Here is a 24,389-nt window from a genome sequence, read left to right on the forward strand (position 1 = left end):
AAATGACAGCGCCATTGGCGCCAAGCGACATCTTCAGAAGGCGCAGACCCGCTAGAATGCGCCCCATTGTTTTTAACCGGGAGAATGAGACACATGCGACGCTGGAACGGCTGGGGTGACGAAGGATTCAATCTGGCAATGCCGGAACAGGGTCAGGACTTCCTGGCTGCGCGGATCGGTAACGGCCGCCCGCTTGCGGACGCCACCCTGGAGTCAGTCTGCGCCAAAGTGCCGGAATCCCGCCTCAACCCGCCAGCAGAGCTGGAACCACTGATCGATACAGCCCCGGAAGCGCGGGTGCGCCATGCCCGTGGCCAGAGCCTTGCGGACTGGCTGGCGATGCGCAGTGGCGAGTTTGGTGTGTTTCCCGATGGCGTTGCCCTCCCCACCACCAGCGACGACGTTCAAACCCTGCTCGCCTGGGCCGCCGACCAGAGCATTCACCTGATCCCCTACGGTGGTGGCACCAGTGTGGCCGGGCATATCAACCCGCTGGACAGGGGCAAGCCGGTGCTGACCGTGGATATGGGCAAGATGAATCGCCTGCTGGATCTGGATCCGGAAAGCCAGATCGCGACGTTCGGCGCGGGTACGCCGGGCCCTTTGGTGGAATCCCAGCTCCGGGCCCACGGCTATACCCTCGGGCATTTTCCGCAGTCTTTCGAGCTGTCCACCGTTGGCGGCTGGGTGGCCTCCCGGTCCAGTGGCCAGCAGTCCCTGCGTTATGGGCGCATTGAACAGCTCTTTGCGGGTGGACGCGTCGAAATCCTGCAAGGCACCCTCACCTTGCCAACTATACCGGCCTCCAGCGCCGGCCCCGATATCCGGGAAATGATTCTGGGCTCTGAGGGCCGTATCGGGCTGATCACCGAGGTGAAGGTCCGGGTAACCCCGCTGCCCGAACATGAGAGTTTCCATGTGGTCTTTTTCCCGGACTGGGAAAGCGCCCGGACGACCAGCCGCCGGCTGGTGCAAAACCGCACCCAGCTGTCCATGCTCAGGCTCAGTAATGCAGTGGAAACCGAAACCCAGCTGGCCCTGGCTGGCCACCCCAAACTGATTGGTATGCTCGAGAGCTTTCTTTCGCTCCGTGGCGCGGGTACCGGCAAATGCATGATGACCTTCGGCATCACCGGCACCCGACGCCAGACCCGTAATGCCCTGAAAGAAGCCCGCAGCATCTGCAAGGCCCAAAACGGCGTCTATACCGGCACCCGGCTCGGCGACAAATGGGCGGCCAAACGTTTTACCATGCCCTATCTGAGGGAGGCGCTCTGGCAGATGGGGTACGCCGTAGACACTCTCGAAACCGCCACCGACTGGGACAACGCCGACAATCTGCTGGGGCTGATCGAGACCAATCTTCGTGAGGGGCTGAACGACCAGCAGGAGAACACCCACGTATTCACTCACCTGTCCCATTTCTACAGCCAGGGCTGCAGCATCTACACCACTTACGTGTTCCGGGTGGGCGACAGCTACGAGGAAACGCTCGCCCGCTGGCAAAAACTCAAGACCACCACGTCCGAACTGATCGTGAACAACCGCGGCACCATCAGCCACCAGCACGGTGTCGGCAAGGATCACGCCCCTTATCTGCCGGTGGAGAAAGGGGAACTGGGAATGCTTGCCATCCGCTCCCTGTGCAGCACCTTTGACCCCGACGCGATCCTGAACCCGGAAACACTGGTCAAATGAGCGCAACGCCCAAAGGGAGCCCCAATATGAACCGGACTGACATTCTCAATGCGCTGCGCTCAGGGACCAACAAATTTGATGTGGTGGTGGTCGGCGGCGGAATTACCGGCGCTGGCGTGGCCCGGGAAGCAGCAGGCAGCGGGCTGCGCACGCTTCTGGTGGAACAGAAGGACTTTTCCTGGGGTACCTCCAGCCGGTCCTCAAAGATGGTGCATGGTGGCCTTCGGTACCTGGGCAGCGGGCATTACGGTCTTACCCGGGACGCCGTGCGCGAGCGGGAACGGTTAATGGCGGAAGCACCGGGGTTAATTGAGCCCCTGCGCTTCATCATGCCACACTTTAAAGGCCAGTTCCCCGGACCGCGCCTGTTCCAGACACTGCTTCGGGTTTACGACTTTATTGCCCGCAACCGAAGCCGCCACTTTCTGACCCCGGCCGAATCCATGCTCTGGGTGCCGGGCCTGACGGGCGAAAAACTCGCCGGCGCCAGCGGTTTTACCGATGCAGTCACCGACGACTCGCGCCTGGTCCTGCGCCTGATTGCCGAAGCCCGGCGGGACGGAGCCATGTGCCTGAATTACACAAGAGCCGGTGAAATAAAGCGCAGCAACGGCGATGTATCCGGCTTGCTGATTCAAGCAGAGGAAAACGATACGCCCATTGAGGTCTTCGCGCCCCTGGTCATCAACGCCACCGGTGCCTGGGCAGATCGGCTGCAGTCCAGCGAGACCTCTGAAGACACCATGCACATCCGGCCCCTGCGTGGCAGCCACCTGGTGCTGCCCTGGTCCAGTCTGCCGGTGTCCTGTTCGGTTTCCCTGTTTCATCCGGAAGATGGCCGCCCGGTGTTTGCCTTCCCATGGCTGGGCACTACAGTTCTCGGCACCACCGATATCGACCATGAGGGAAACCTGGATCAGGAGCCGGTGATTTCTGAATCCGAGACCGCCTACCTGCTTGAAATCGCCTCACGATTGTTTCCGGGCAGCCCCATTACCCGAAGCGACATCCTTTCAACCTGGGCCGGTGTAAGGCCGGTGGTAACCGATGGTACGGGTAAGGCGCCGTCCAAGGAAAACCGGGAACACGCACTTCGGGTGAATCGGGGGCTGGTCAGCATTGCCGGCGGCAAGCTCACCACCTTCCGGGTCATCGCCCGCGAGGCACTCGTCCAGGGGCTTGGAGAAGACGCCAGCAAGGTTCTGCGGCCCGCATCCAAACCGGTGTTTCAGGGCACAGATCACCCCTCAAGGCCAGCCACCATTAGCCACCAGTGCTGGCAGCGACTGCAGGGGTTCTATGGCCCCGAGCTTGATCAACTGCTTGCTTCGGGCCCACTGGAGCCTGTCACTCCAAATCGGGCTTCCAACCTGCTCTGGGCGGAGCTTTGCTGGGCGTGCCGGAGAGAAGATGTGCAGCATCTGGATGACCTGCTTCTGCGACGAACGCGGTTAGGCATGGTACTACCGAATGCCGGCGAAGCCCTTCTCCCGCAGATTCGTAACCACTGCCAGCCGCTGCTTGGTTGGGCTGACCAGCGTTGGGAGGAGGAACAGGCCCGCTATCTGTCGATCTATCACAACGCCTATTCGCTGCCACCGCAGGAGGCCTCCGATGCCAGCTGAGCCGCTCATCCTGGCCATCGACAATGGCACCCAGAGCGTTCGGGCGCTGCTCTTCGATACCAGTGGCAATCTGGTGGGCAAAGGCAAGCAGGAAATAGAGCCCTATTTTTCGAGAGAGCCCGGCTGGGCCGAGCAGCACCCGGACTACTTCTGGGAGCAGCTCGCGGAAGCCTGCCAATTGCTCTGGAGCTCCACAGACGCGACACCGGATCAGGTTGCCGGCGTTACCGTGACCACCCAGCGCGGCACCGTCATAAATCTGGATGAAAATGGACAGCCTCTACGTCCGGCAATCATCTGGCTCGACCAGCGCCATGCAAGGGTAGAAGGCCCCGTCAAAGGGCCCTGGGGATGGCTGTTCAAAGTTGCCCGTCTGGCAGACACTATCAACCGGTTCCGGGAAAAAACCCAGGCCAACTGGATCGCTCAGAATGAACCCGAGATCTGGGCCAAAACCCGGCATTTCCTGTTGCTGTCCGGCTATCTCAACTACCGACTCACTGGAGAATTCCGGGACTCGACCGGCAGCCAGGTGGGATACCTGCCATTCGACTATAAAAAGCATCGCTGGGCCGGCCGGCGGGATTTCAAATGGCAGACGATGCCAGTCGAGCCTTCCATGCTGCCTGAGCTGGTTGCACCCGGCGAAACACTGGGCCATTTGACCGACGAAGCCTGCAAGCACCTGGGCCTGGCAAAAAGCCTCCCAGTAATCGCCGCAGCTTCCGACAAGGCCTGCGAAATTCTCGGCTCCGGCGGGCTGACACCCGATATCGGCTGTATGAGCTATGGCACCACTGCCACCATCAACACCACCAGCCAGCGTTACGTCGAACCGATCCGGCTGATGCCGCCCTATCCGTCTGCGTTGCCCGGCCATTACTCGACGGAGGTCATGATCTACCGGGGTTTCTGGATGGTGAGCTGGTTCAAGCGGGAGTTCGGGCTGAGAGAACAGAAACTGGCCGAGGAACGAGGTATCGAGCCGGAAGCGCTGTTCGATGAACTGGTCAAGGCAGTGCCACCAGGATCCATGGGCCTGATGCTTCAGCCCTACTGGTCACCCGGCGTGCGCCAGCCGGGGCCGGAAGCGAAAGGCTCGATCATCGGGTTCGGGGACGTTCACACCCGTTCCCACATTTATCGCGCCATCCTCGAAGGTCTGGCCTACGCGCTCAGGGAAGGAAAGGAAAAAATCGAGAAGCGAAGCGGCGTGAAGATCAGGAAATTGCGAGTGGCCGGCGGTGGCTCACAGAGCGATGCGGCGATGCAACTCACCGCCGATGTGCTCGGGCTGCCGGCCGAGAGGCCTCACACCTATGAGACCTCCGGGCTCGGCGCCGCCATTGATGCCGCTGTCGGGCTAGGGCTGCATCCGGATTTCGACACCGCCGTGGCGAAGATGACCCGGGTTGGCGACGTTTTTCATCCCAACGAAGAAACCCGGGCTCTTTACCAGCGGCTGTATTCCGAGGTTTATCTGAAGATGTACCCTCAGCTTCAACCCCTGTACCGGAAAATCCGCGAGATTACCGGCTATCCCCGGTAACGCTCTCAGCGACCAACTCAGCGGTAATCGCAGAGAGCGTCCAGCCCAGGTGACCGTGACCGGTGTTGTAGAACACGGTCGGCAGGCGACCTGGCCCAACCCTTGGCATCATGTTCGGCAGCATTGGCCGCAAGCCGGCCCAGGGCACTACCTTGCGAGTACAGACTCCGGGAAAGCACTGCTCAACCCAACGGGTGAGCGGGCGGATGCGGTCGTCCTTGATATCGCGGTTGTAACCGCTGAACTCGGCGGTACCGGCAACCCGGAAACGGCCATCGCCCAGGCGACTGGTGACGATCTTGGTGGCATCGTCGAGCAAACTCACGGTCGGTGCCGCCTTTTGCGAGGCTTCGTCGTCCAGCTCCACGGTAATTGAGTAACCCTTAACCGGATAGATATTCACCCGGTCACCCAGCTTTTTCGCGAGTCCGCGACTGCCGACGCCGGCACAGATCACCACGCCGTCAAATGTGTCCCGGGACTGTTCGGTGCCATCGTGGGCGGTCACCCAGGCATTACGCTCATCGGCGCTCAGCTCGGTCACCGTGTGGCCATAACAGGTTTTAACGCCCAGCCGCTTGATGGCATCCGCCAGTCCATTGGTGAACTTGTGAATATCACCGGTGGAGTCACTCTCTGTGAAAAACCCGCCGTAATAGTTGCCGGCCAGGGTCGGCTCGATGGATTTCATTTCCTCCGGGGTCACCGACCGGCGCTCAAGGCCACCAGCCGCCAGCAGGCGCGATACTTTTTCAGCGTGATCAAACCCGGCCTTGTCCCGGTAGATGTGCAGGATACCCTGCTTCTTCAGGTCGAAATCGATGCCTTCTTCCTGCGCCCAGGCAAACAGGTGGTCACGGGCAGCAATGGCCAGGCGTGCAGTTTCCGTGGTGTTCTTTTCATACTGGGGAATGGCGGCAATGAACTCGGCGAACCAGCTCAGCTTGTGCCAGGAAGGCTTGGGATTGACCAGCAGTGGCGCATCCCGGCGGGACATCCACTTGATGCCCTTCATCACGGTCTGCCAGTTGTTCCAGACCTCTGCGTTGGAAGCGGAGAGCTGTCCACCGTTGGCGAAGGAGGTTTCCATCGCCGCATAGCGATGCTTCTCGTAAACCGTAACGTCAAGCCCGCGCTTGGCAAGGGTGTAGGCCGTGGTAATACCAGTGATACCACCGCCAATTACTGCGATTCGCTTCATTCCAATCTCCGTGAGCGCCAAGGGTTTCCTCCCTGCTCGAAATGGCAGAAAGCACCCCTTCCGTCACGGGACCTGAGAGATTCACGAGCCGTTTTAACGAAAACGGTCGTTTGCTCCTTCGGTGTGCCGACTGACGCGATTGTCGACAGCTCTTCGGAAAGTATTCATGCCAGCGGTCCTTTTGCCTGAGAGTTTCCGGGGCAGTTGCTCCTTCGGCGCTGATCGCAAGGGATTCAGTCTCTCCCGCAGACATGTCTGATTGGTAATAAAACCCAACCCACGGGCCTAAACATAGCAAATAACCCGGAGCCAGGAAACCAGCCTCTGCACAGCTTGGGCCGTATGGGTTAAGGTAAAAAGCATGAAACACGCCTTGAAGACCCGAAAACAGCTCCAGCAGCAACTGGAACAGGCCCACGACTACGAGCACTGGTGCGAGGCCGCTACCGCGCTCGATGACATGGACGGGCTGCTGGACTGGCGCGAGCAGGAAGAGACCGGGATGCTGCATGAAAGCCTGATGCGCAAGCACATGGGCCTCATGGACCATTGCCGGCAGAATGGCGACACGCGGCGACTGATCCGGATCCTTCAGGAGAGCCTCTACCGTCACCTGGGCGAATTATCCTATCCCGATCTTTACACCGTGGCGCGCAGCGGCACCAATCGGTTGGTGGGTGAATTCCTGGATGCCGTCGAGACGTCCATGGAATTCATTTGCGACCACCCTATTCCGGAAGTGACAACCGCCCGAAAACTGAAAATGTTTCAGGACGCCGAGCGGGTCTATGGCCGGCCGGCCCTGATGCTCAGCGGTGGTGCGGCCTTTGGTATTTACCACATCGGTGTCACCCGGGCGCTCTGGCGACAGGATCTGCTGCCGGATGTCATGGCCGGTTCCAGCATGGGTGCCATCGTGGCGGGTGCCATCTGCACACGGAACGACAAGGAACTGGCAGAGTTCTTTAACCATCCGGAACGGATTCACCTGAATGCCTTCCGCTGGCTCGGCGTCACGGAAGGCTTGAGGGCCGGCCATGCCATGGATCCACGCCAACTTCAGGAGCATCTCCAGCACAATCTGGGCAGCGTCAGTTTCAAGGAAGCCTATGAGCACAGTGGCCGAACACTGAATATCTCCGTCTCCCCCACCCGCACCCAGCAGAAGCCACGGCCACTCATCGAGCAGGCCTACGCCATGACCAGTCAGCAATACCTCGGGGACATCAACATCCATTTCCCGCCCAAGGCGTCCCTTTACCGAAAGGTCCTCTCCAACCCGACCCCTGAAGATCTCGAGATGTATATCAATCTCGGTGAACAGGCCACATGGCCACGGCTGGCCATGATCAAGGACCAGACCAGGATCAGCCGGGCATTCGATCGCTGTATCGCCAGGCTGGAGCAAGAGCTGGAGCAGGAAACCGCAGAGCAGACTGCAACGCCGCTCTAAAGACAGCACCGCCCTACCAATCAGTAAACCAACTAGATAACCCTGGGATCCCGAACTATTCTCATTCTATTGCATCATCGCTTCGCGAAACGTTTATCGCTAATCATGAGGATGCTGACCCGCAATGGATATTGGACAAGGAAGTCGATCGGCTACCGAGGACAGTGAAAACAGGTTTTACGAGCTGATCGAGAGTCTGCCCATGGTGGCTGTTCAGGGCTATGACAGGTACCGGCGGGTAATATATTGGAACGAGGCAAGCACACGCCTTTATGGCTATTCGCACGAGGAAGCGCTCGGACAGTTATTGGAGGACCTGATCATCCCCGATCACATGCGCAACGCTGTGATCGACGCGCACCGCAATTGGCTTGAGAAAAACATCAGCATTCCCGCCGACGAACTTGAACTGAAACACAAAGAAGGACATCTGGTTCCCGTTTACTCAAGCCATGTGATGATCAAACAGGACAGCGGGGCCTGTGAAATGTTCTGCATCGACATAAGCCTCGAAGAGCAGAAACAAGCCAGAGACGAGCTTTATCGGCGCGCGAGTTTTGACGACCTGACCGGATTACCCAACCGGCACTTTATGGAAGCCGAGTTGTCGAGCCGACTGGATGAGGCTGATCGCCTGCATCAGGAATTGGCGGTCGTCTTTATCGATCTGGACAATTTCAAGATTATCAACGATACGCTTGGCCATCATCATGGTGACAGCCTCCTGAAAGCGGTGGCCGAAACCTTGAGGGCCGAACTTCGAGGCGGAGACCTGTTGAGCCGCTTTGGCGGGGACGAGTTTGTCTTGCTGATCTTCGATTTCGAAGGCCCTGAAGGTATTCACGAACTTGTTTTTCGGTTGATAGACGCTCTGGAACACAGAGTGCATCTGGAAGGCGACTGTTACCAGGTTACCGCCAGCTTCGGCGTCAGTCTTTTCCCCCATAATGGCACTACCGTGGCCGAGCTGATGGGCAATGCAGACGCGGCCATGTACCAGGCCAAAGAAACCGGCAAGAACGGCGTGTGTTTCTATACCCCCGACATCAACGACAGGCTGGTCCATTATCAGGAAATCACCAACCTGCTCAGAGACGCCTTGAATAACGATGGGCTGGAATTGTTTTTCCAGCCCCAGATCAGCCTGGCTGATCGAAAAAGCGACTCCTGCGAGGCACTTCTCCGCTGTTTTCACGGTCAATCCCGGGCCGTGTCGCCAGCTACTTTCATTCCAGTAGCTGAAAAGTCCGGTCTCATCAACCGGATCGGCGAATGGGTAATCGAAGCAGCCTGCAAGCAACTCGACGCATGGCAGGATACCCCTCTGAAAAACCTGCGGGTTGATATCAACCTGTCGGGACGACAGCTCACCAATCCACATCTCGCGAGCCACATTCTCGAAACGGTGGAGCGTTACAATCTTCAGCCACACCAGCTTGGGGTGGAGCTGACCGAGAACGAGGTTTTCGGGAGCGATGAAAGCCAAACCAAACAGTTGGAAAAACTGAAACAGGCAGGCGTTCACATTTCGATCGATGACTTCGGTACCGGCCACTCCTCTCTCGTCTATCTCAGAAAGCTCCCGGTTTGCGGAATAAAAATCGACAGGAGTTTTCTTCAACATGCGATGCAGAACAGCGCCGACATGGCCATCATGGAGGCAATGGTTACCGTCGGCCACAGTCTGGGCTTAAGCGTGCTGGTCGAGGGCGTTGAGACGGATGAACAGGCCCAATTGGTCACCGAACTGGGTTGTGATCTCGCTCAGGGTTTTCTCTATGCCAAGCCCATGCCGGCAAACAAAGTTGAAGAATTCCTGGCCAGCTTCTGACCAGGAAAACACTACCCCTGTTCAAACTCCCGAACCAACTCCTGCAGGAAATACAGCCCGGCGGAACTCAGGAAACACCGCCCTGCACCGGCTCGAAACAAGAGGTGGCGTTTATCGAGGTAGTCCAGGGCTTCCGGCAGGCCTTTCTCAAACCGTGCGGCCCTCAGGATCTCCTGGTATTCCTCATCGCTCGCCAGGGCCGATAGGTCTTGCTCGTTCAGCCCGGCGTCGGGCCGGCCAAGGTATTCAAGATCCCGACCGCTGCGTGCGAAATAACGCCCTATCAAAAGTAGGATCACCTGCACGCGGAAGGCGTTCTCGTCGTGCTCTTCATTCTCGTCGTCACTGCTTTCCTTGAGGAAGAAAAACGCGCCGGTTTCGTTGAACACCAGCTCGCTGCCCAGGTGCTCGTATAAGGTCCGGAAGTGGGACAGATGGTTATACAGCAGATTGTAGAGCGGATTGGCACGCAACTCCGAGCGGTTGCTGTCCCACACATCACGCACAATCACCCGGCCGGCCTGGAATTCCCGGTAGATGGCAGCGCTGTGGGCCGGGAGGATTTCTTCAAATTCAGACATTCTGTTGCTCCAGGCGACGCTTTCGGTAGACAAACTGTTCACTGTCGGATGACTGATCGAGGATTCGGAAGCGATTGGTAGTCACCACCTGCAAGCCCTCGGGGGGCGAGTTTACCAGCCGGTTTAACGCCGCCAGCAGGTCCGGAAAGCGATAGCCGGGGATAAAGCCGTCCAGGCGGCCGTGCAGCTCACGCACCAGGTCGGTCGTAGGCCGAAGTTCCAGGGTTTCCAGCCATTGATAGAGCTGGTTGATACGCTGGACATCAATCCGGGTATGGCGTCCGCTGCCATCCACTTGCTGCAGAACCGGCACTTCAGCCTTGCGTCGGAGGTCGTTCAGGCGCAGCTCCAGTTCGCTGAACAACAGCTGGTAGTAGCTGGACGATTCACCGAAGGCGTAGTGTTTCGGTCGTTGCTGGGCCCGAAGGCCGATCAGAAAACCGGTGCTGCGGGCAAAGTCTCCACCTTCCAGCCATTTTCGTTTCAGGCTGAGGGTCTCGGTTTCCCCCTTGAGTTCCTGCAGCTTGCCGTAGAAATGCTCCATGGCGTTGTACTGGACCATGCCCTGGCGCGTCTTGCGCAGGAAGTGCTCCACCTCCTGGGCCACCGCCTGAATGGGTTTGTACAGGGCGTTCAAACTAATGGAGGAACGGAACAACTGATCTGCCAGGCTGTGATCGCCGTGATTTTCCAGCAACCGCACCATCGCTTCCAGGGTTTCGAACAGGTTGCTGCCATCCGGCAGCCGCGTATCCGGGTTCAAAAACACCAGGGTCGGCTTGATGTGGCGCTCGTACAGGGTAACGATCTGCTCAAACAGGTTCTGGCGGAACTCAAGGAATTTCTGGGGCGCCCGGCTGGCGTCGCCGGAGAGATCCGCAAGCTGCGCACTGATGGTCTGCATGCGCAGGACATTCTGGCGCAGCAAACCGATGAGCTGGCTCACCCGCTCGTTCAGATCATCCCTCAGTTCGGTGTAGTCCGGATCGGCGTCGCTGAAAGAGCTGGTCTCGAGCCGATTGCGCACGTCCCGAAGGGTTACAAGATGGCCGCGAAGCCGAGCATCCGTCAGTTCCTGGTACAGCGACGCGTTGCAGGCACGCATCAGGTTGATCAGGGCATCCTGAAACACCAGGCGCCGCTCACCTTCGGCCTTGATGATGTCGATCACCAGGCCGCTGCGGAACAGATTGTCGGTATTCAGCGCAAAACGCACCCGATCCCGGTCGGCGTTGCCAAGGGTGCGGGTATAGTCCATCACCTCGGCCACCAGATCGCTCTCACGGATATACCGGGCTTCGTTCCGGTCCATCCGTTCGATCATCCGGAACAGGATCTTCGGGTGCTCGAACAGCAGCCGGGTGGTATCCAGGGTGCTGAACCGTTTACTCATCCACCTGCTCCATCAGGCTAGCCTGGGTCTGATCAGCCCAGTGGCTCATGGCCTCGCCGTTGGTAAAGCCCTCCGCTCCACCCCAGAACACCAGGGTACGTTGCGGGCTGTAAGGCTTCGCGGTGCGCATCTGCCCTACTTCCAGGTGTCGGCCGATCAGGTAAATCACTTCCGCGCTGGCGCTATGAGTGGCGGCAGAGAACAGGTTGAAGCCCTGCTTGCGTAACCGCTCCAGCAGCGAGGGCATCTGGCTGATGTCCACGCTGGCCAGCTCATCCAGCACCATGGGGAACGACAATTGAACGCCCGGGTACAACACCCGTTTCAGCAGCCGGTACACCAGTTCCAGATTGATCAGGGCCGTGGTGGAGGTGGACTGGCCCTTCTTGTCGAGGCTTGTGGCGTTTTCCTTCCGGGTTCTGTAGGAAATGCCGGTGATCACCTTGTCCATGGTCAGGCGCTTGCTGCCGCCCTCCCCGAAAAAGTCCGCCACGAACACCCGCAAACGGTCATAAAACGCGTCCGACTGCAGCTGGTTGCCATAGGGGTCGATGTTGTTCGCTTCTTCCACCAGATTGCGGAATTTCGGATCGGTATGAATATCCACGCGGATTTCCACCAGATCGTTGATGCGCACCCCTTCGAGCTCACGGTTCAGTTGCGCCTCGAAACGGGCAATGTGCTCGTGGTTGGATTTCAGGGCCTGCCGGTAGCTGGCCACGGTTTCATTGTGGATGCCCACCTGCTGCTCAAGCACATTCCAGCGCTCTGCCATGCCGGCAAACAGATCTGAGAGACCTTTGAACGTTTCCCGGATAGCCGATGACGCGGGGCTGTCTTTCTGCAATTCGCCTTCGGTGTCGTCGTGGATGCCCAGATACACGAACTGACGAAGGTGGTCGAGGATACTGCGACGGCGCTCCTCCAGGTCGTCCAGCTGGGTTTGAAGGTCATCAAACGCCGCCACAGACACCTGCTCAATGTCCAAAGGCTGTTCCGCTTCCACCGCTTTCAGATGCGGGAACCGGTGCTCTACCGTGCCAACACTCCGGCTGAGGCCCGCCAATTCCCGTTCCCGCTCTTCGATACGCTCTTTTTCGGCCCTGGCTTTGGCGGCCTTCTGCTGAACCGCATCCTGCTTTTCCTGCTCCAGCCGGGCCTGTTCTTCCAGCCTGGCCAGCTGTTCCTCCGCCGCCTGCTTCTCCTCAGTAGCGTCCCTAAGTGTGGTTGCCGCTGCCGGGTAACGGCTCAGGGTATCCAGATCCTTTTCGATGGCGCGGATCTCTTTTTCCGTGCGCTCGATCAACCGTGGCCGGTCATGTTCCTGGTTGGCGGTGTCTGCCAGCTCCGCCCGCTCCTTTTCCAGGCCATGAAGCTCACCTTCAATATGCCGGCGCTGCTCTGCGAAGTCAGTCTGCCGGGCCGGCTGGGCCGAATATTCGGCGTCGAACCAGTCGAAGCCTTTGTCATTGGGCACGAACAGCCGGGCAAACGCTTCGATGGCCGCCTTGCTGTCGGCGTCCAGATCCTGACCGGGGCTGGCCATCACCAATCGGGGGTCCACGGCCCGCAGCGGTGCCGCGGTGGCCTCATCCAACTGGTTCTGCAACTGCCAATGTTGCTTGCTCTCTCTTTCCCTCAGGGATTCCAGCTTGCGTTCAAGTTCCTGTTTCTTTTTCTGGATCTGCTCCAGCCGGATTTCCGCCTGGGCGGCACTCTTGAGAGCAGCCAGGTGCCCTTTCTTGCTATCGAGTTCCTCTTTCTGGATGTCCTCGATTTCCTGAAGGGTCATCTCCCCGTACTGGGATACCAGCAGATCGCCATCTTTCTGGTTCTGCTCGGCCTGCTTGATGCGACGGTCGGCGGAACGGATCTCGCCCTTCAGGCCACTGGCGTCCTGCTCCAGTTTTTTCAGAGCCTGGAGCACATGGCGCAGGGTCTCGTTCTGTTCATTGAACGCCTCTACTGCGGCTTTACGCCTGGCGCCAATATCCTGCAAGGCATGGGTGACGCCATCCCGGAAAGCCGCAAAATCGTGCTGGCTGCGAAGCAGGGTTTGGTAGGCCTGATAATCCCTTTGCAGCTTCTCGAACCGTGAACGCTCTTTTTCAATCTGATTAAGCTGGATTTGCTGTTGCTTCAGTTGATCGTGCCGGTTGAGAAACTCATCGATATTGAAATCGAAGGCATCGTCGGCAAACTTCTTGTCCGCCTCGATAATGCTGGCCACCGCGTTGGACATGGCCTGATCGTCTGCCTTCATTTCAAACAGCAACAGGATCAGCGTGCGCAGCGACTGCACCCGGCGCTCGTCGGACTCACCCAGGGGCAGCACCGAATAGCGTACGGCATCGGCGTTCATTAGCTCGCTGCTGTACAACATCTTTTTAAGCTTGGCCGGTTCATTGACCAGTCGGGTATCTTTGGAGAACTTTTTCAGCGCCTCGGACAAACGGCTGAACGACAGCTCCGGCACCGCCTGGCCGATTCCGTCCTCACCATCGCCATTCCAGAACAGCGGCCGCAGCTGGTCGTAACCAACCGGCACGAAAGCGCGGGCATAACTGAGCTGGCTGGCGCTGTCCCGGTACAAAATCTGGCAATGCACCCCCGCCGGGTTCTCCGCTTCCATGATCAGGAAGCTGAACTGACTGGGGAAATAATGCTGGTAGCTTTCCTCGTTAGAGTAGAAGCTGCCGGCACTGGCATTGCGGAACGCGAATTTCTTGCGACTGTTCTTGAAGTTGTTTTCCGGCAGCAGAAACAGACGCAGGGAATTCAGCAGACTGGACTTGCCCAGATTGCCCGGGCCCAGGATCAGGCCGTGGTTATCCACCGGAATTTCCACGTAACAGAAGCCGGCGGAATCCACCAACACCAGACGGCGAATACCAAAATTGAAATTGCCTGGGCTCCCCTGGGAGTCACTCATCCAGAATCATCTCCTGTTCCATGAATTTGCCGGTTGCCCGGAAGGCCTCTGCGAGGGCAAAGAAGCCATGCCCCTCCGCCAAGGAAATCGCCCTCGTAAACCGTTCGGTGGTGTCCGGTAGTTTGCGGAACCGGCCCAGCCATGGTTGCCAGTCGGGCGGCTGAACAAAGGTGGCTTTGTCACCAAGAGAGGCTGCGACCGTCGAGAACATTTGCAGACCACCCGCATCATAATCGAATGCGCAGAATACTTCTTCATAGCCCTGCAACCAGTCGAGAATCGCGCGCCGGGTCACCCGGTTACCACTGCCCAATACCACATCGCAGTCCGCCAGATGCAAGGCCCAGCCAAGAGCCTCACCGGTAAACTTCAGCATCTGCTGATATTGGTAGAAGTTACGCTCGTTTTCTATTACCAGCACGGAGCCGGCGCGCTGAAAACCGATGTCAACAGAATCGCTCTTGATAACAACCACATCCGGACGGCTGGATGCCAATACCCCATGGTAAACCAGAAGAAAACTTACCTCAGTACCATGGCGATGAGAGTCACCTTTTCTAGCGGCGTCTACTCTGTTTAAGGGAGCCTCCGCGACGTTCTGCAGCTCCGCGAAAGCGGTTTCATCCCGGACCGTGACCAGCCATCGGTTGGACTGGACCTTTTCTGTGGCAAACATGTCCCGATGGCGCCGGCGAAACTGCTCCGGAAGCTTTTTCAGGAAGGCTTCATAATTAATCGGTTGGCCACGCAGGATTTTGTCGAGATAGTCGTTCAAGGGCGTACCACGGTTATTCTTGGATTTGCGTATGGGCTGGGAAGCAAAATAACTCATAAAGCGTTAATATGGATACCGTACTTGGCCCCTCACCACTCTTGGAGCAAAAAATATGCGCCTTCAGGATTTAATTGACGAGGCTAGCGCTCTTCCCGTCGACGAACGAGCGCTGGTTATAGAGTCATTATTGAAAAGCCTAAACCCAAACGAAGCCAGTATTGACGAAAAATGGGTAGAAGTTGCCAAGTGCCGCCTGGACGACCTGGATTCCGGCAGGGTGAATCCTGTGCCCGGCGATGAGGTTTTCAGAAAGATTCGGAGCAGGCTGCAGAAATAATGGATTATTCCTTTCACCCCGCAGCGGAAGCGGAATTGAATGATGCAATCGATTACTACGAATCAATTCAAACTGGCCTCGGAGTAGATCTCGCCGAGCAAGTCGAGCAAGCAGTAGCCAGAGCTGTCAAATTCCCCCAGGCCTGGAGCTTCATTCGAAAGCCTGTTCGTCGCTCACTCGTCAAACGATTTCCCTATGGCGTTCTTTACGTTGAAAAGAAGAACAGCATTTTCATTCTTGCTGTTATGAATCTTCATCGCGAGCCAGATTATTGGGAAAACAGGCAATAAACGAGGATTCCTCGGTAGTTACCGATAATTCCCGGAACACAGAAACAGCTGCACACCCATTGCACTTATCCTGGTGCCAAGAGGCATGTCCGTCACCAAGGCCGCCGACTGGAGTATTTTCAGCAGCTTGCCGCAACCATTGATGGCCATTCCCGCTTACCTGTTCGTAAGTACCTTCAAACCCATGCTTCCCTTCGGCCTTGGTTTGGCTGCGGGTGCTATGATCTGGATGGTGTTTGCCGAGCTTCTGCCGGATGCTAATAAAAAGCTGGAGCCGGCTTCAGTTGGTGTTGTGATTGTACTGGCCTTTCTGGGCATGATGGTTTTCCAGCTCGCCATCCACTGACCGCGGAAGTACTGGATAGCCAGTAAGCTATTGCGGCGAACGACACTTAATACGTTTTTGAACTATCGAAGGTAACTCTATGCAGAACCGGGATATTTCCGGGAACGCCACGCAAAACCCGATACTTGTCTCGTTCCATTCAGAGGCAAGCCAGTTAACCTGGCAGCCCCTCGGTGACCGCGTGATGGGCGGGCAGTCTAACGGCACCGTTGATCTTGCAGAGGGCGGCGTTGGCGTCTTTCACGGCACTGTGCGACTGGACAACGGCGGCGGATTTTCGTCTGTGAAAGCTGACCTGCCGGAACCTTTCGATGCAGCTGACTACACCGGTATCGAGCTTCTTGCTCGGGGCGACGGAAAAACCTACAAGATCGGCCTTCGCAACAGCACCAACCGGCGCAGCATTGTGTACCAGCATGCATTCACACCAGGTACAGAAGAATGGAGCCGCATCCGACTCCCCTTCAGTGATTTCATCCCTACCTGGCGCGGCAAAACATTGACCGATGAGGCAGCACTGAATCTTTCGCACCTGGCTTCGGTCAGCCTTTTTGTTTCCGGACGACAGGCTGGTGAATTTCAGCTGCGGATGCAGGATTGGAGGTTGATCCGATGACCAAACTCGCTCTGATAACCGGTGCCAGCGCCGGCATTGGCCGTGAAGCCTGCGCCCTCTTTGCCCGGAAAGGCTACAGGGTGATCGCCCTGTCCCGACAGCCAGCTGGTGTCGAGTCTGCCGATCTGGAGCTGGCGCTGGATCTAGAGTCCTTTGACCAGATCGAAGGGCTTGCGGGCGCTCTGGACACGGAAATTGCAGCAGCCGAGCGGGTGATTCTGGTCAACAACTCCGGTTACGGGCAATTCGGCGCGCTTCGCGATCTCTCCGAACCCATGTGGCAAAAGCAGTTCAGTACCCACGTATTCGGCCCCATCAAGCTGGCTGCTGTCTGCCTGGGGCTCTGCGAACAGCACGGTAAACCCTTGCGGGTCATCGCGGTTAGCTCCGTTCTCTCCATCGCGCCCCAGAAAATGAAAGGCGCCTACTGTGCCGCCAAATCCGCGATGAACACGGCCCATGAGAGTTTCTGGTTTGATGAACAGGGCAGCAACAGCCTGGAAAGTATCTCGCTGGTGCTCCCGGGCCCCGTGGTGACCCGGTTCAGAGAGCATGCCCTGGCCGCGTTGCAGCCCGTGCTTGGCCAGGCCAGCGCCGTGCACCGGGAAAAGTACAAGGCAATGGAAGCAGCGCTCGCGCCAGGCGCCAGAATCAAGCCCTTTACAGCCAGTGCGTCGGACGTCGCGAAAAAGATTGTCAGGGCAGCAGAGGCGACACGACCCAAGCCTCGATACCTGGTTACACCCCAGACCTACGCTGCCGAATTTATCACCCGGTTTATTCCCCGGTCGATCCAGAGAATCATCTTTAGGTAAGGCGGGCCTTCTTCACCCGCCGGGACCGGCTCAATTCATCCTTAACAAAAGCCCCGACGGCCTTGAGGATACCCAGGTCCGGATCAGCCTCTTCGCCATCCGCCAGCCGGAAAATCTGCTGGTAGTACCACGCCTGGCCGCCCAACACGTTAATGACTTTGATTGGCATCAGCGGACTCGCTGGTGAGAAAAACCCTCGTTGAGCAAGTTTGACGTAATCTTCGTAGCAAACCGTCTTATCGATGCGGCCATCAAGCAGATCTTTGGGCGTATCGGGATCCGTGCAGAGAGGCCGGCCAAGGCCAATCACGTCGGTTTCGCTACTGGCAATCGCCTCTTCCATCAACGTGCGCGTACGGAATCCACCGGTGACCATCAGCGGGCAATCGCACACCTCTCGAATCGTCTGGGCATAATCCAGGAAGTAAGCCTCCCGCTTGCGAGTGCTTTCCCGCATGGCCGGCCCCTCGCTCGCCGTGTCGGCATCACCACTGTACCCGAGCAGCCGCGGCTGTTCGTAGGTGCCGCCAGACACCTCCAGCAGATCAATACCCTCCTCATTGAGCCAGCGCACCACGTTCACAGACTCGTCGAGCGTAAAGCCGCCTTTGCGGAAATCGTCGGAATTCAGCTTTACCGCCACCGGAAACTCCGGCCCCACCGCAGCGCGCGTCGCCCGCACTACCTCGATCAGGAAACGGGCGCGATTTTCCAGCGACCCACCCCAGCAATCGGTGCGCTGGTTGGTAACCGGCGACAGAAAAGACGACAACAGATACCCATGAGCCCCGTGCACCTGAACACCGGTGAACCCCGCCTCTTTGGCGATCCGGGCCACATTGGCAAAACGCTGGATAAAGTCCAGAATCTCCGGCTCCGTGAGTGCCCGTGGGCGAGCGTAGTTGCCCATCAGCGATAGCTGCACCGCCGAAGGCCCCATTGGGCGTGTGGTCACGTGACGCGGCGACTGCCGACCGGCATGGGAAATCTGCATCCACAAATGGTTGCCCTTGCGGGTGCCCGCTTCGGCCCAGGCACGCAACTGCGCCATACCCTCCGGCTCGCCTTCGGCCGGCGCCGGATCAATCGCCACGTTACCCGGCCGCTCCAGCACCCGGTGATCAATCATCACGTTGCCGGTAATCAACAGCCCTGCTCCGCCATCGGACCATCGACCGTAAAGGGTTTCATGGCGGTGGGTAGCGTGGAGCTGATCGTCTGCCAGCCCTTCGGTCATGGCGGCCTTGGCAAGTCGGTTCGGCAAGACTGCTCCGCAGGGGAGTTTCAGGGGTTGGGCAAGCGGTGATTCGGTCATGGATAATTCCTGCTGTTCAAGCATAAGTTTACAGCCCCAACCACTCTGCCAGCTGAAGATTGGTTTTCAGCCTCAGTCGCTGCTGAAGCATCCCCTCAAAGACGCCTTCCACGGTTCGTTCCTGCCCCAGCAATGACAGTGAGGCCTCAGCCTCTGAGAAGAACTGCTCCTCACGAGACGTGCCTACAATGGCTTGCTCCCACCAATTCACTACTCGAGGGTGCGCCTCCTTGAGCAGAAGGTCCCCAGGTAGCTTTTCGGACTTAGAAGCGTTCGCCGTATGAGTCGCTGGCATCAGATTCCAGAGATCGTTGTTGTTCCATCGTGACCACGGAAAACAGTGGTCGACGTCAAACCGCTTCGCTTTGAGATTTTGGGCCGTCCATACGCACTCGACCCTACCAGCCTCGAGCTGCTGGTTAATCATTTGACGGACAGCTGACGTATCGCGCTGACCTTCAACCCACTGTAAACCACGATGATAGACATCCATGGAATAGCGAAGATCCCAGCTACCCATCAAATCAATCCATTCATTAACAATCGCAGGTTCAATCCAGCAGGCATAGCGACTGAACGTATCCCAGAGAAACGAAGGAACACGGAAGGTACCGAACCGGGAAAGCGTTGCTTTATCCAAACGCACCGGTGCTTTCTTGATGGTCATCCTGGCCGAACCGCCCTCGAAGATCGGACGGTTACTGCCGGGCCGGGTCGTAAAACGTGCGGGGTTCTTGAGAATGGTCGAGCAAGCATCCCGGATAGCGCGCAGGACCACCGGAGCAACATCGGCCGACAGCGACATACCCACTCTGAAATCCAGAGGCGTGAAATTCTGCAGTTTGAAGAAATCGTCTGTGGCAAAGCCGTAGCCACGACTACCTGGTGCTTGCCTCAGTTGATGCCGGAGAATCAGAGGGTGATAGAGCATAATCCAGAACAGCCCGACTGCACCAAGCGGAATCTCCACCCAGTCATCGGTACGTTTAAGCGACAGGCCAGGCGCACCGTCAGCAATCCGGACAAGGGTTCGCAGCAAACCCAATTTGTAAGTCGAAGACTTATTATCATTAACGATGATGTGGCGGACTGTTGGCAATGCGCCTGTGCCATCGTCCGCCAACCGAAAAGCCAGTGTCTGCCAAGAAACTTCATCCCTCTGAAGCTCATCCTTCTTGCGCTCGACAGGCACCGGAAGCGGGATCAGTGCCCGGCGCTTGGCAAAAGCCTCCAGCTCTTCCCTACTGACATCGTAAAAAAGCCGTTCGCCATCACCGGGCCCATGCCGGAGCGTAATCACCAGCATGCCACCCGGTGCCAAAAGCTCAGTCAAAATTCGAAAAGAACGTTCACGATCAGAGGGTGGGATATGCATCCAGACAGCGGAAACAAGAATCAGATCGAAGCGATAGCTCAGCTTCCGGATCTTACCTAGATCGGGTAATTGATCGTCTACCCAGTGAATGCTCTGACTGCGAGTGGCTTCCTGCCCCAACTCTCTTAAGCCGGCTGCGGGCTCTACCGCAACAACATCCCAGCCCTGCGCTGCAAGAGCGCTGGAATCGCGACCGCTGCCTGCGCCTACATCCAGAGCGAGGCCCGCCTTTTGGTCCAACTGAGGCAACCAGTCACTGTGCACTTGGTCGAAGGTCAGGGACTGGTATTGAACGAAGAAGTTTAGAGCGTTGCGGTTGTATGGGGCGATTGTCATTTGCGGCCCTTCACTCCCTGTTTCATCCGATATTTGTTAGCTGATCACTAATCGCTTGAGTTCTGCTATCAGGAATGAAGAGAGAACTTTCTTCACCTTTCAACCATTTCGATATGCTTTCGATTACTCTATCCAGGTGCTCTTCGTTTGCACCTTTGATTTCGCACTCCCAAAGCAGGCATACACGCCAACCCAGCCTCTTCAGCTCAGACAATTTTTGCTGATCCCGGCGAATATTGCCCTCTATCTTGTTCCTCCAGAATTCAGGCCTTGTTTTGGGCCATTTGAATAATCGACATTGATGGCCATGCCAGAAACATCCGTTAATCAAGATCACTGCCCGATATTTTGGTAGAACAATGTCAGGAGAGCCCGGCAGATCCTTACGGTGTAACCGAAACCTGAAGCCGCCAGCATGCAAAGCCCTGCGGATCAAAATTTCCGGCTTCGTGTTCTTGCCCCGGATCCCAGACATCATTTTGGAGCGGGTTTCCGGGTCTACTACATCGACCACTTGAGAAATACCTCCTGGAATTTGGGCGGCTACCTGGTATCCTACTCGCCTACCTGACTTTGGCGAACTGTTGATGACCGACACTATCAAAATAATCGATCTTTTCGCTGGCCCTGGAGGGCTTGGTGAAGGATTTTCCGCGTTCAAAATTCCCGAAGGGGAATATCCATTCAAGATAGCAGCATCAGTTGAAAAAGAAGCTAGTGCGCACAAGACCCTTACTTTGCGAGCCTTCTATCGCCAGTTCCTAGGACGCAAAGTTCCTCCCGAATACTATGAATACCTTCGGAGCGATTCCAAAATCAGCGCAGAGCAATTCTTCTCCGATAAGTTTCCAAAGGAATGGGCGGCAGCAAAGCGAGAGACGCTTGGTGGCCCCAAAGCACTAGGCAGTGAAGACCATGACGAAATCTTTTCAGCAATTGAAAAGCAGATTGCGGGACATACGGGAAAAAAATAGTTATCGGCGGGCCTCCATGCCAAGCTTATTCACTAGTTGGTCGAGCCAGAAACAAAGGCATCAAAGGTTATATTGCCGAGGAGGACCATCGCCATTTCCTCTACAAAGAGTATCTGAAAGTTCTCGACCTCGTTCAGCCAGATGTTTTCGTTATGGAGAACGTCAAAGGCATTTTAACAGCAAAGGTTAACGGTGAATCGATTTTTCAGAAAATCCGAGAAGATCTTGTTTGCCCTGCTCGGGCTCTTCGCAGCAGCCGAGACCAAGTTGAGTATGAATTATTGCCATTTGCGCATCCTCTTGAATTTCAGAACCTTTACGGCAGCTATCAGAACAAGGATTTCGTGATTCGAGCTGAAGAGTTTGGGATTCCGCAAGCACGTCATAGAGTTATCCTCCTCGGTGTTCGCAAAGATTTGCTGCCTAGAGAGTTGACTGGTGAACTTCTGTCAGACTGGAAACATGATAATCCAGTCACTACAGGGCAAGTCATCAACAATTTGCCGCGACTCAGAAGTGGACTATCCAGAACTACGCCTAATGATTTCCAAGCGTGGAAAAACAACTTTGAGAGAGGGTTTCTCAAAATTTATCCGGACCTTGCCTTCTCGACAAAAGCTCAAGATAACGCTAAAAACGCATATGAGTCCGCTACTCAAGAACTGAATCAAGGTGGACGATGGGTCCCGGCCAAGCGAATAGCCAAAAGCCACCTGCCTGCTGAGCTGAAGCAGTGGTATGAAGATAAGTGCTTACCAGGATTCGTAAACCACGAAGCCAGGAATCACATGGCGGAAGATCTGCATCGATATCTGTACGCAAGTTGCTATGCTGCAGCAAAAAATGGCACCTCGCCACGTTCTCGTGATTACCCTACAAACTTGGCACCCAAACACAAGAACTGGACTACTGGAAACTTTACCGACCGCTTCAAGGTACAGGCAGAGAACCGAGTCGCCAGCACGGTAACCAGCCACATCTCAAAAGATGGTCATTACTTCATTCATTATGATCCGAGTCAGTGCAGAAGTTTAACTGTAAGAGAGGCGGCCAGAATTCAGACTTTTCCTGACAACTATTTCTTTGAAGGCAACAGGACTGAGCAGTATGTTCAGGTTGGCAACGCGGTACCCCCGCTGCTCGCGAATCATATTGCCAAAGTTGTTTTCTCTCTGCTAAATCAGAAAAAATGAAGGATACCTGAGCTCCGAATTAAAACCCCTTTCAATTGGGAGCTCAGCTCGCTCATATCCACCTCTCAACTCGAGAAACCTTCGTCTCTTAATTTTTGTAGCGCAGCAACCGCCACCGCACACTGGCGCTCAGACGGCATCTTTCTAGGAATTGCGGAGCAGGTTTCCAATACCCCTAATTCTTTAGGGCTCAATAGCGCTCGCTCACGGGCCCAATCTCGTGCACCTTTCCAAAACTGACTACCCAGCGTGTGAACTTCAATCTCCGCGTTCACACTATGATCCAATGCAGCCTCAGATTTTGCTTCTCTTGCCCTGCTTTTGGCAGATTCAAAGGAAATGGTCACCCGATCAGTTTTTCCCGGATAAACAACATCTTTTTCAGAGAGCCATTTCCAGCATATCTCTTTCTTAGCCCATTCACTGGCATTTCGAACTCCCGCAGGTGGGCTATTAATAACAAGTTGGGCAACCTCTCCAGCTGCCAAAAGCATCGATTTAAGTTCGGGAGCGACAGTTTGATTCTTCCACACTAGGTCAAGATCAATAACTTTCCCTTTTTGCGTGGCGTCGTAAACGACTTTTGCAATACCATATGTCACGATATTCGCCCTATACCCTCCCTCATACCATTCAGCACCGGAAACCAATCTCTCCATCGTTCTAAAAACAATGTTCTTTGCGACCAGTCGCTTGTACCAAAGTTCATCGAATACAGAGCCATCCTTGCCCCATTGCTTTCCAATGTTCTTCGCAAACTCTGCGAAGTTCTTCTGCGCCCCTCGACTTACAATATGAGGAAGGCATTCGAAGGTGTTTTCATATTTCGCTAGATCCGTTTTGGTGAAGAATTGCCCTCGAGGGTATTCAGCATCAAATTTTTTCCTCTCTGCAGGCGTCCGTCTTCCTCTCTCATCTGCGAACTGACCACGAGCACGTTCGTAAAACCACTTCGTCTCGCGGTAGCCATCCTCTCCCGCAGGTGCCAGTAACCGTCTGGAAAACTCCTCTATACGAATATGGAATGGGTGGTTCGCAAAGAAATCTGCAGCATTAACTTTATTCTGGCTATTTGCGTACTCTGAAATTCGAGGTACAACCTCCTCTGATTGACTACGGGGTACAATAGTTAACTTCATCTGTACATGAATTTGATCTAACTGTTCTTCAAACAACTTCTTTGCCGCATGTAAAGATGCGGTGGTCTGACCGCCATTCACGATTTGTAGATTATCTGCACGCACTAGCTCCAAACCAGATTCTAACTGCTTTATTTCAATTCCATCTGCTGTTGCACTCAATCCGTTGTTATATGAAAAAAACATGTGCGGTTCATCGCGAATCGTATTTCTGATACCTTGGTTTACCTTTCCCCTGGCCTGCAGAAAACTCCGGACATTTGCTTCTAAGAGCCTGGGTCCCCATTTCTCATAAATCCCGGCAAGCTGCTTTCCAGGAATGACAGCTAACCCGAATTTCTCATGAGGGGATAAAAGAAAGCGGCTGAAAGTGTTAAAATTTCAGGACCTTACACCATCAATCAACACCAACAACCGCTATCCAAAATGGTACCTCAAAAACTGACCTTCTCGCCACTTTCCCGCCGCCAGATTGAAACCGACTTCTCCGGAGGCCATATCACCTCCGATGCCGGCTTGCTGTTACTGCGCGAAGTCGACAAACAACACCGGTTAACCCAACGGCTGGCCGAGACTCTGACCGACCAGCGGGATCCCCGGATGATTCGTCATGAG

Annotated in this window: 22 protein-coding genes and 1 riboswitch; of the genes, 13 read left to right on the forward strand and 9 right to left on the reverse strand. The window is 56.1% G+C overall.

Annotated elements, in window-relative coordinates; translation table 11 throughout:
* The first annotated feature begins 93 nt into the window (after positions 1–93).
* From KYE_RS05385 to KYE_RS05395, 3 genes are read left to right on the forward strand one after another with little or no spacing between them, the layout of a single operon-like run.
* Positions 94–1,698: an FAD-binding oxidoreductase gene (locus KYE_RS05385; protein WP_008171199.1), complete on the forward strand. Its 1,605-nt coding sequence runs from the start codon at positions 94–96 to the stop codon at positions 1,696–1,698.
* Positions 1,699–1,724: 26 nt separating this feature from the next.
* A complete protein-coding gene (locus KYE_RS05390) occupies positions 1,725–3,323 on the forward strand; it encodes a glycerol-3-phosphate dehydrogenase/oxidase (protein ID WP_008171201.1) in 1,599 nt (532 codons plus the stop codon).
* Positions 3,313–4,872, forward strand: a complete 1,560-nt coding sequence (locus KYE_RS05395) for an FGGY-family carbohydrate kinase (protein WP_008171202.1) — start codon at positions 3,313–3,315, stop codon at positions 4,870–4,872. Before KYE_RS05390 ends, KYE_RS05395 begins: the two co-directional genes overlap by 11 nt.
* Here KYE_RS05395 and KYE_RS05400 read toward each other — a convergent pair.
* Entirely contained in the window at positions 4,853–6,073 is a 1,221-nt protein-coding gene (locus KYE_RS05400; RefSeq protein WP_008171203.1) for a D-amino acid dehydrogenase, read from the reverse strand. The two genes, KYE_RS05395 and KYE_RS05400, sit on opposite strands and share 20 nt — an antisense overlap.
* 163 nt (positions 6,074–6,236) lie before the next feature.
* Positions 6,237–6,329: riboswitch (glycine riboswitch) on the reverse strand.
* A gap of 105 nt (positions 6,330–6,434) precedes the next feature.
* On the opposite strand from KYE_RS05400, the gene KYE_RS05405 reads away from it, so the two are divergent.
* Both KYE_RS05405 and KYE_RS05410 read left to right on the forward strand, forming a co-directional pair.
* Positions 6,435–7,526 (forward strand): DUF3336 domain-containing protein, encoded by a 1,092-nt coding sequence (locus tag KYE_RS05405; protein ID WP_008171205.1) that lies wholly within the window; start codon positions 6,435–6,437, stop codon positions 7,524–7,526.
* A gap of 124 nt (positions 7,527–7,650) precedes the next feature.
* Complete coding sequence (locus KYE_RS05410) at positions 7,651–9,357, forward strand: putative bifunctional diguanylate cyclase/phosphodiesterase (protein ID WP_008171207.1); 1,707 nt, start codon at positions 7,651–7,653, stop codon at positions 9,355–9,357.
* Positions 9,358–9,368: 11 nt separating this feature from the next.
* Here KYE_RS05410 and KYE_RS05415 read toward each other — a convergent pair whose 3' ends face one another.
* The 4 genes from KYE_RS05415 to KYE_RS05430 are packed head-to-tail and all read right to left on the reverse strand — an operon-like array spanning position 9,369 to position 15,038.
* Positions 9,369–9,938 (reverse strand): condensin complex protein MksE, encoded by a 570-nt coding sequence (locus KYE_RS05415; RefSeq protein WP_008171209.1) that lies wholly within the window; start codon positions 9,936–9,938, stop codon positions 9,369–9,371.
* Entirely contained in the window at positions 9,931–11,331 is a 1,401-nt protein-coding gene (locus KYE_RS05420; RefSeq protein WP_008171211.1) for a hypothetical protein, read from the reverse strand. Before KYE_RS05420 ends, KYE_RS05415 begins: the two co-directional genes overlap by 8 nt.
* Positions 11,324–14,263, reverse strand: a complete 2,940-nt coding sequence (locus KYE_RS05425) for a hypothetical protein (protein WP_008171213.1) — start codon at positions 14,261–14,263, stop codon at positions 11,324–11,326. Before KYE_RS05425 ends, KYE_RS05420 begins: the two co-directional genes overlap by 8 nt.
* Positions 14,256–15,038 (reverse strand): hypothetical protein, encoded by a 783-nt coding sequence (locus KYE_RS05430; RefSeq protein ID WP_039881870.1) that lies wholly within the window; start codon positions 15,036–15,038, stop codon positions 14,256–14,258. Before KYE_RS05430 ends, KYE_RS05425 begins: the two co-directional genes overlap by 8 nt.
* Before the next feature lie 112 nt (positions 15,039–15,150).
* Here KYE_RS05430 and KYE_RS05435 point away from each other — a divergent pair, with 112 nt between their 5' ends.
* The 5 genes from KYE_RS05435 (at position 15,151) to KYE_RS05455 (ending at position 17,442) form a co-directional block, all read left to right on the forward strand.
* Positions 15,151–15,375, forward strand: coding sequence for an addiction module protein (locus KYE_RS05435; protein ID WP_008171217.1), 225 nt, complete (start codon positions 15,151–15,153; stop codon positions 15,373–15,375).
* On the forward strand, positions 15,375–15,665 hold the full coding sequence (locus KYE_RS05440; protein WP_008171220.1) for a type II toxin-antitoxin system RelE/ParE family toxin: 291 nt from the start codon (positions 15,375–15,377) through the stop codon (positions 15,663–15,665). The genes KYE_RS05435 and KYE_RS05440 overlap by 1 nt, the downstream gene beginning before the upstream one ends.
* An 85-nt stretch (positions 15,666–15,750) precedes the next feature.
* Positions 15,751–16,011 (forward strand): hypothetical protein, encoded by a 261-nt coding sequence (locus KYE_RS21310; protein ID WP_008171221.1) that lies wholly within the window; start codon positions 15,751–15,753, stop codon positions 16,009–16,011.
* A 79-nt stretch (positions 16,012–16,090) separates the two neighbouring features.
* Entirely contained in the window at positions 16,091–16,627 is a 537-nt protein-coding gene (locus KYE_RS05450; RefSeq protein WP_008171223.1) for a CIA30 family protein, read from the forward strand.
* Positions 16,624–17,442, forward strand: a complete 819-nt coding sequence (locus tag KYE_RS05455; protein WP_008171225.1) for an SDR family NAD(P)-dependent oxidoreductase — start codon at positions 16,624–16,626, stop codon at positions 17,440–17,442. The genes KYE_RS05450 and KYE_RS05455 overlap by 4 nt, the downstream gene beginning before the upstream one ends.
* Here the strand turns inward: KYE_RS05455 and KYE_RS05460 are convergent.
* Genes KYE_RS05460 through KYE_RS05470 form a run of 3 tightly spaced genes read right to left on the reverse strand, consistent with a single transcriptional unit; the run spans position 17,435 to position 20,982 of the window.
* On the reverse strand, positions 17,435–18,757 hold the full coding sequence (locus KYE_RS05460; protein WP_008171227.1) for an NADH:flavin oxidoreductase/NADH oxidase family protein: 1,323 nt from the start codon (positions 18,755–18,757) through the stop codon (positions 17,435–17,437). The two genes, KYE_RS05455 and KYE_RS05460, sit on opposite strands and share 8 nt — an antisense overlap.
* A 28-nt stretch (positions 18,758–18,785) precedes the next feature.
* Positions 18,786–20,468 carry a class I SAM-dependent methyltransferase gene (locus KYE_RS05465; RefSeq protein ID WP_008171229.1) on the reverse strand — a complete coding sequence of 561 codons (1,683 nt, stop codon included), beginning with the start codon at positions 20,466–20,468 and terminating at the stop codon, positions 18,786–18,788.
* 22 nt (positions 20,469–20,490) lie between these two features.
* The gene (locus KYE_RS05470) at positions 20,491–20,982 is read right to left on the reverse strand and encodes a very short patch repair endonuclease (RefSeq protein ID WP_008171231.1); all 492 of its coding nucleotides are present in this window, start codon (positions 20,980–20,982) and stop codon (positions 20,491–20,493) included.
* Between the two features lie 73 nt (positions 20,983–21,055).
* Between KYE_RS05470 and KYE_RS21850 the strand changes: the two genes are divergently transcribed.
* Both KYE_RS21850 and KYE_RS05475 read left to right on the forward strand, forming a co-directional pair.
* Complete coding sequence (locus KYE_RS21850) at positions 21,056–21,442, forward strand: DNA cytosine methyltransferase (protein ID WP_227497757.1); 387 nt, start codon at positions 21,056–21,058, stop codon at positions 21,440–21,442.
* A gap of 2 nt (positions 21,443–21,444) precedes the next feature.
* Positions 21,445–22,635, forward strand: a complete 1,191-nt coding sequence (locus KYE_RS05475) for a DNA cytosine methyltransferase (protein WP_227497758.1) — start codon at positions 21,445–21,447, stop codon at positions 22,633–22,635.
* Between the two features lie 65 nt (positions 22,636–22,700).
* Here the strand turns inward: KYE_RS05475 and KYE_RS05480 are convergent, their stop codons facing one another.
* On the reverse strand, positions 22,701–24,095 hold the full coding sequence (locus KYE_RS05480) for an AIPR family protein (RefSeq protein WP_319795860.1): 1,395 nt from the start codon (positions 24,093–24,095) through the stop codon (positions 22,701–22,703).
* A 105-nt stretch (positions 24,096–24,200) separates the two neighbouring features.
* Here KYE_RS05480 and KYE_RS05485 point away from each other — a divergent pair.
* On the forward strand, positions 24,201–24,389 hold a 189-nt coding region (locus KYE_RS05485), incomplete at its 3' end, for a transposase (protein WP_008171235.1).

Source organism: Marinobacter manganoxydans MnI7-9, assembly GCF_000235625.1.
Taxonomy (GTDB): domain Bacteria; phylum Pseudomonadota; class Gammaproteobacteria; order Pseudomonadales; family Oleiphilaceae; genus Marinobacter; species Marinobacter manganoxydans.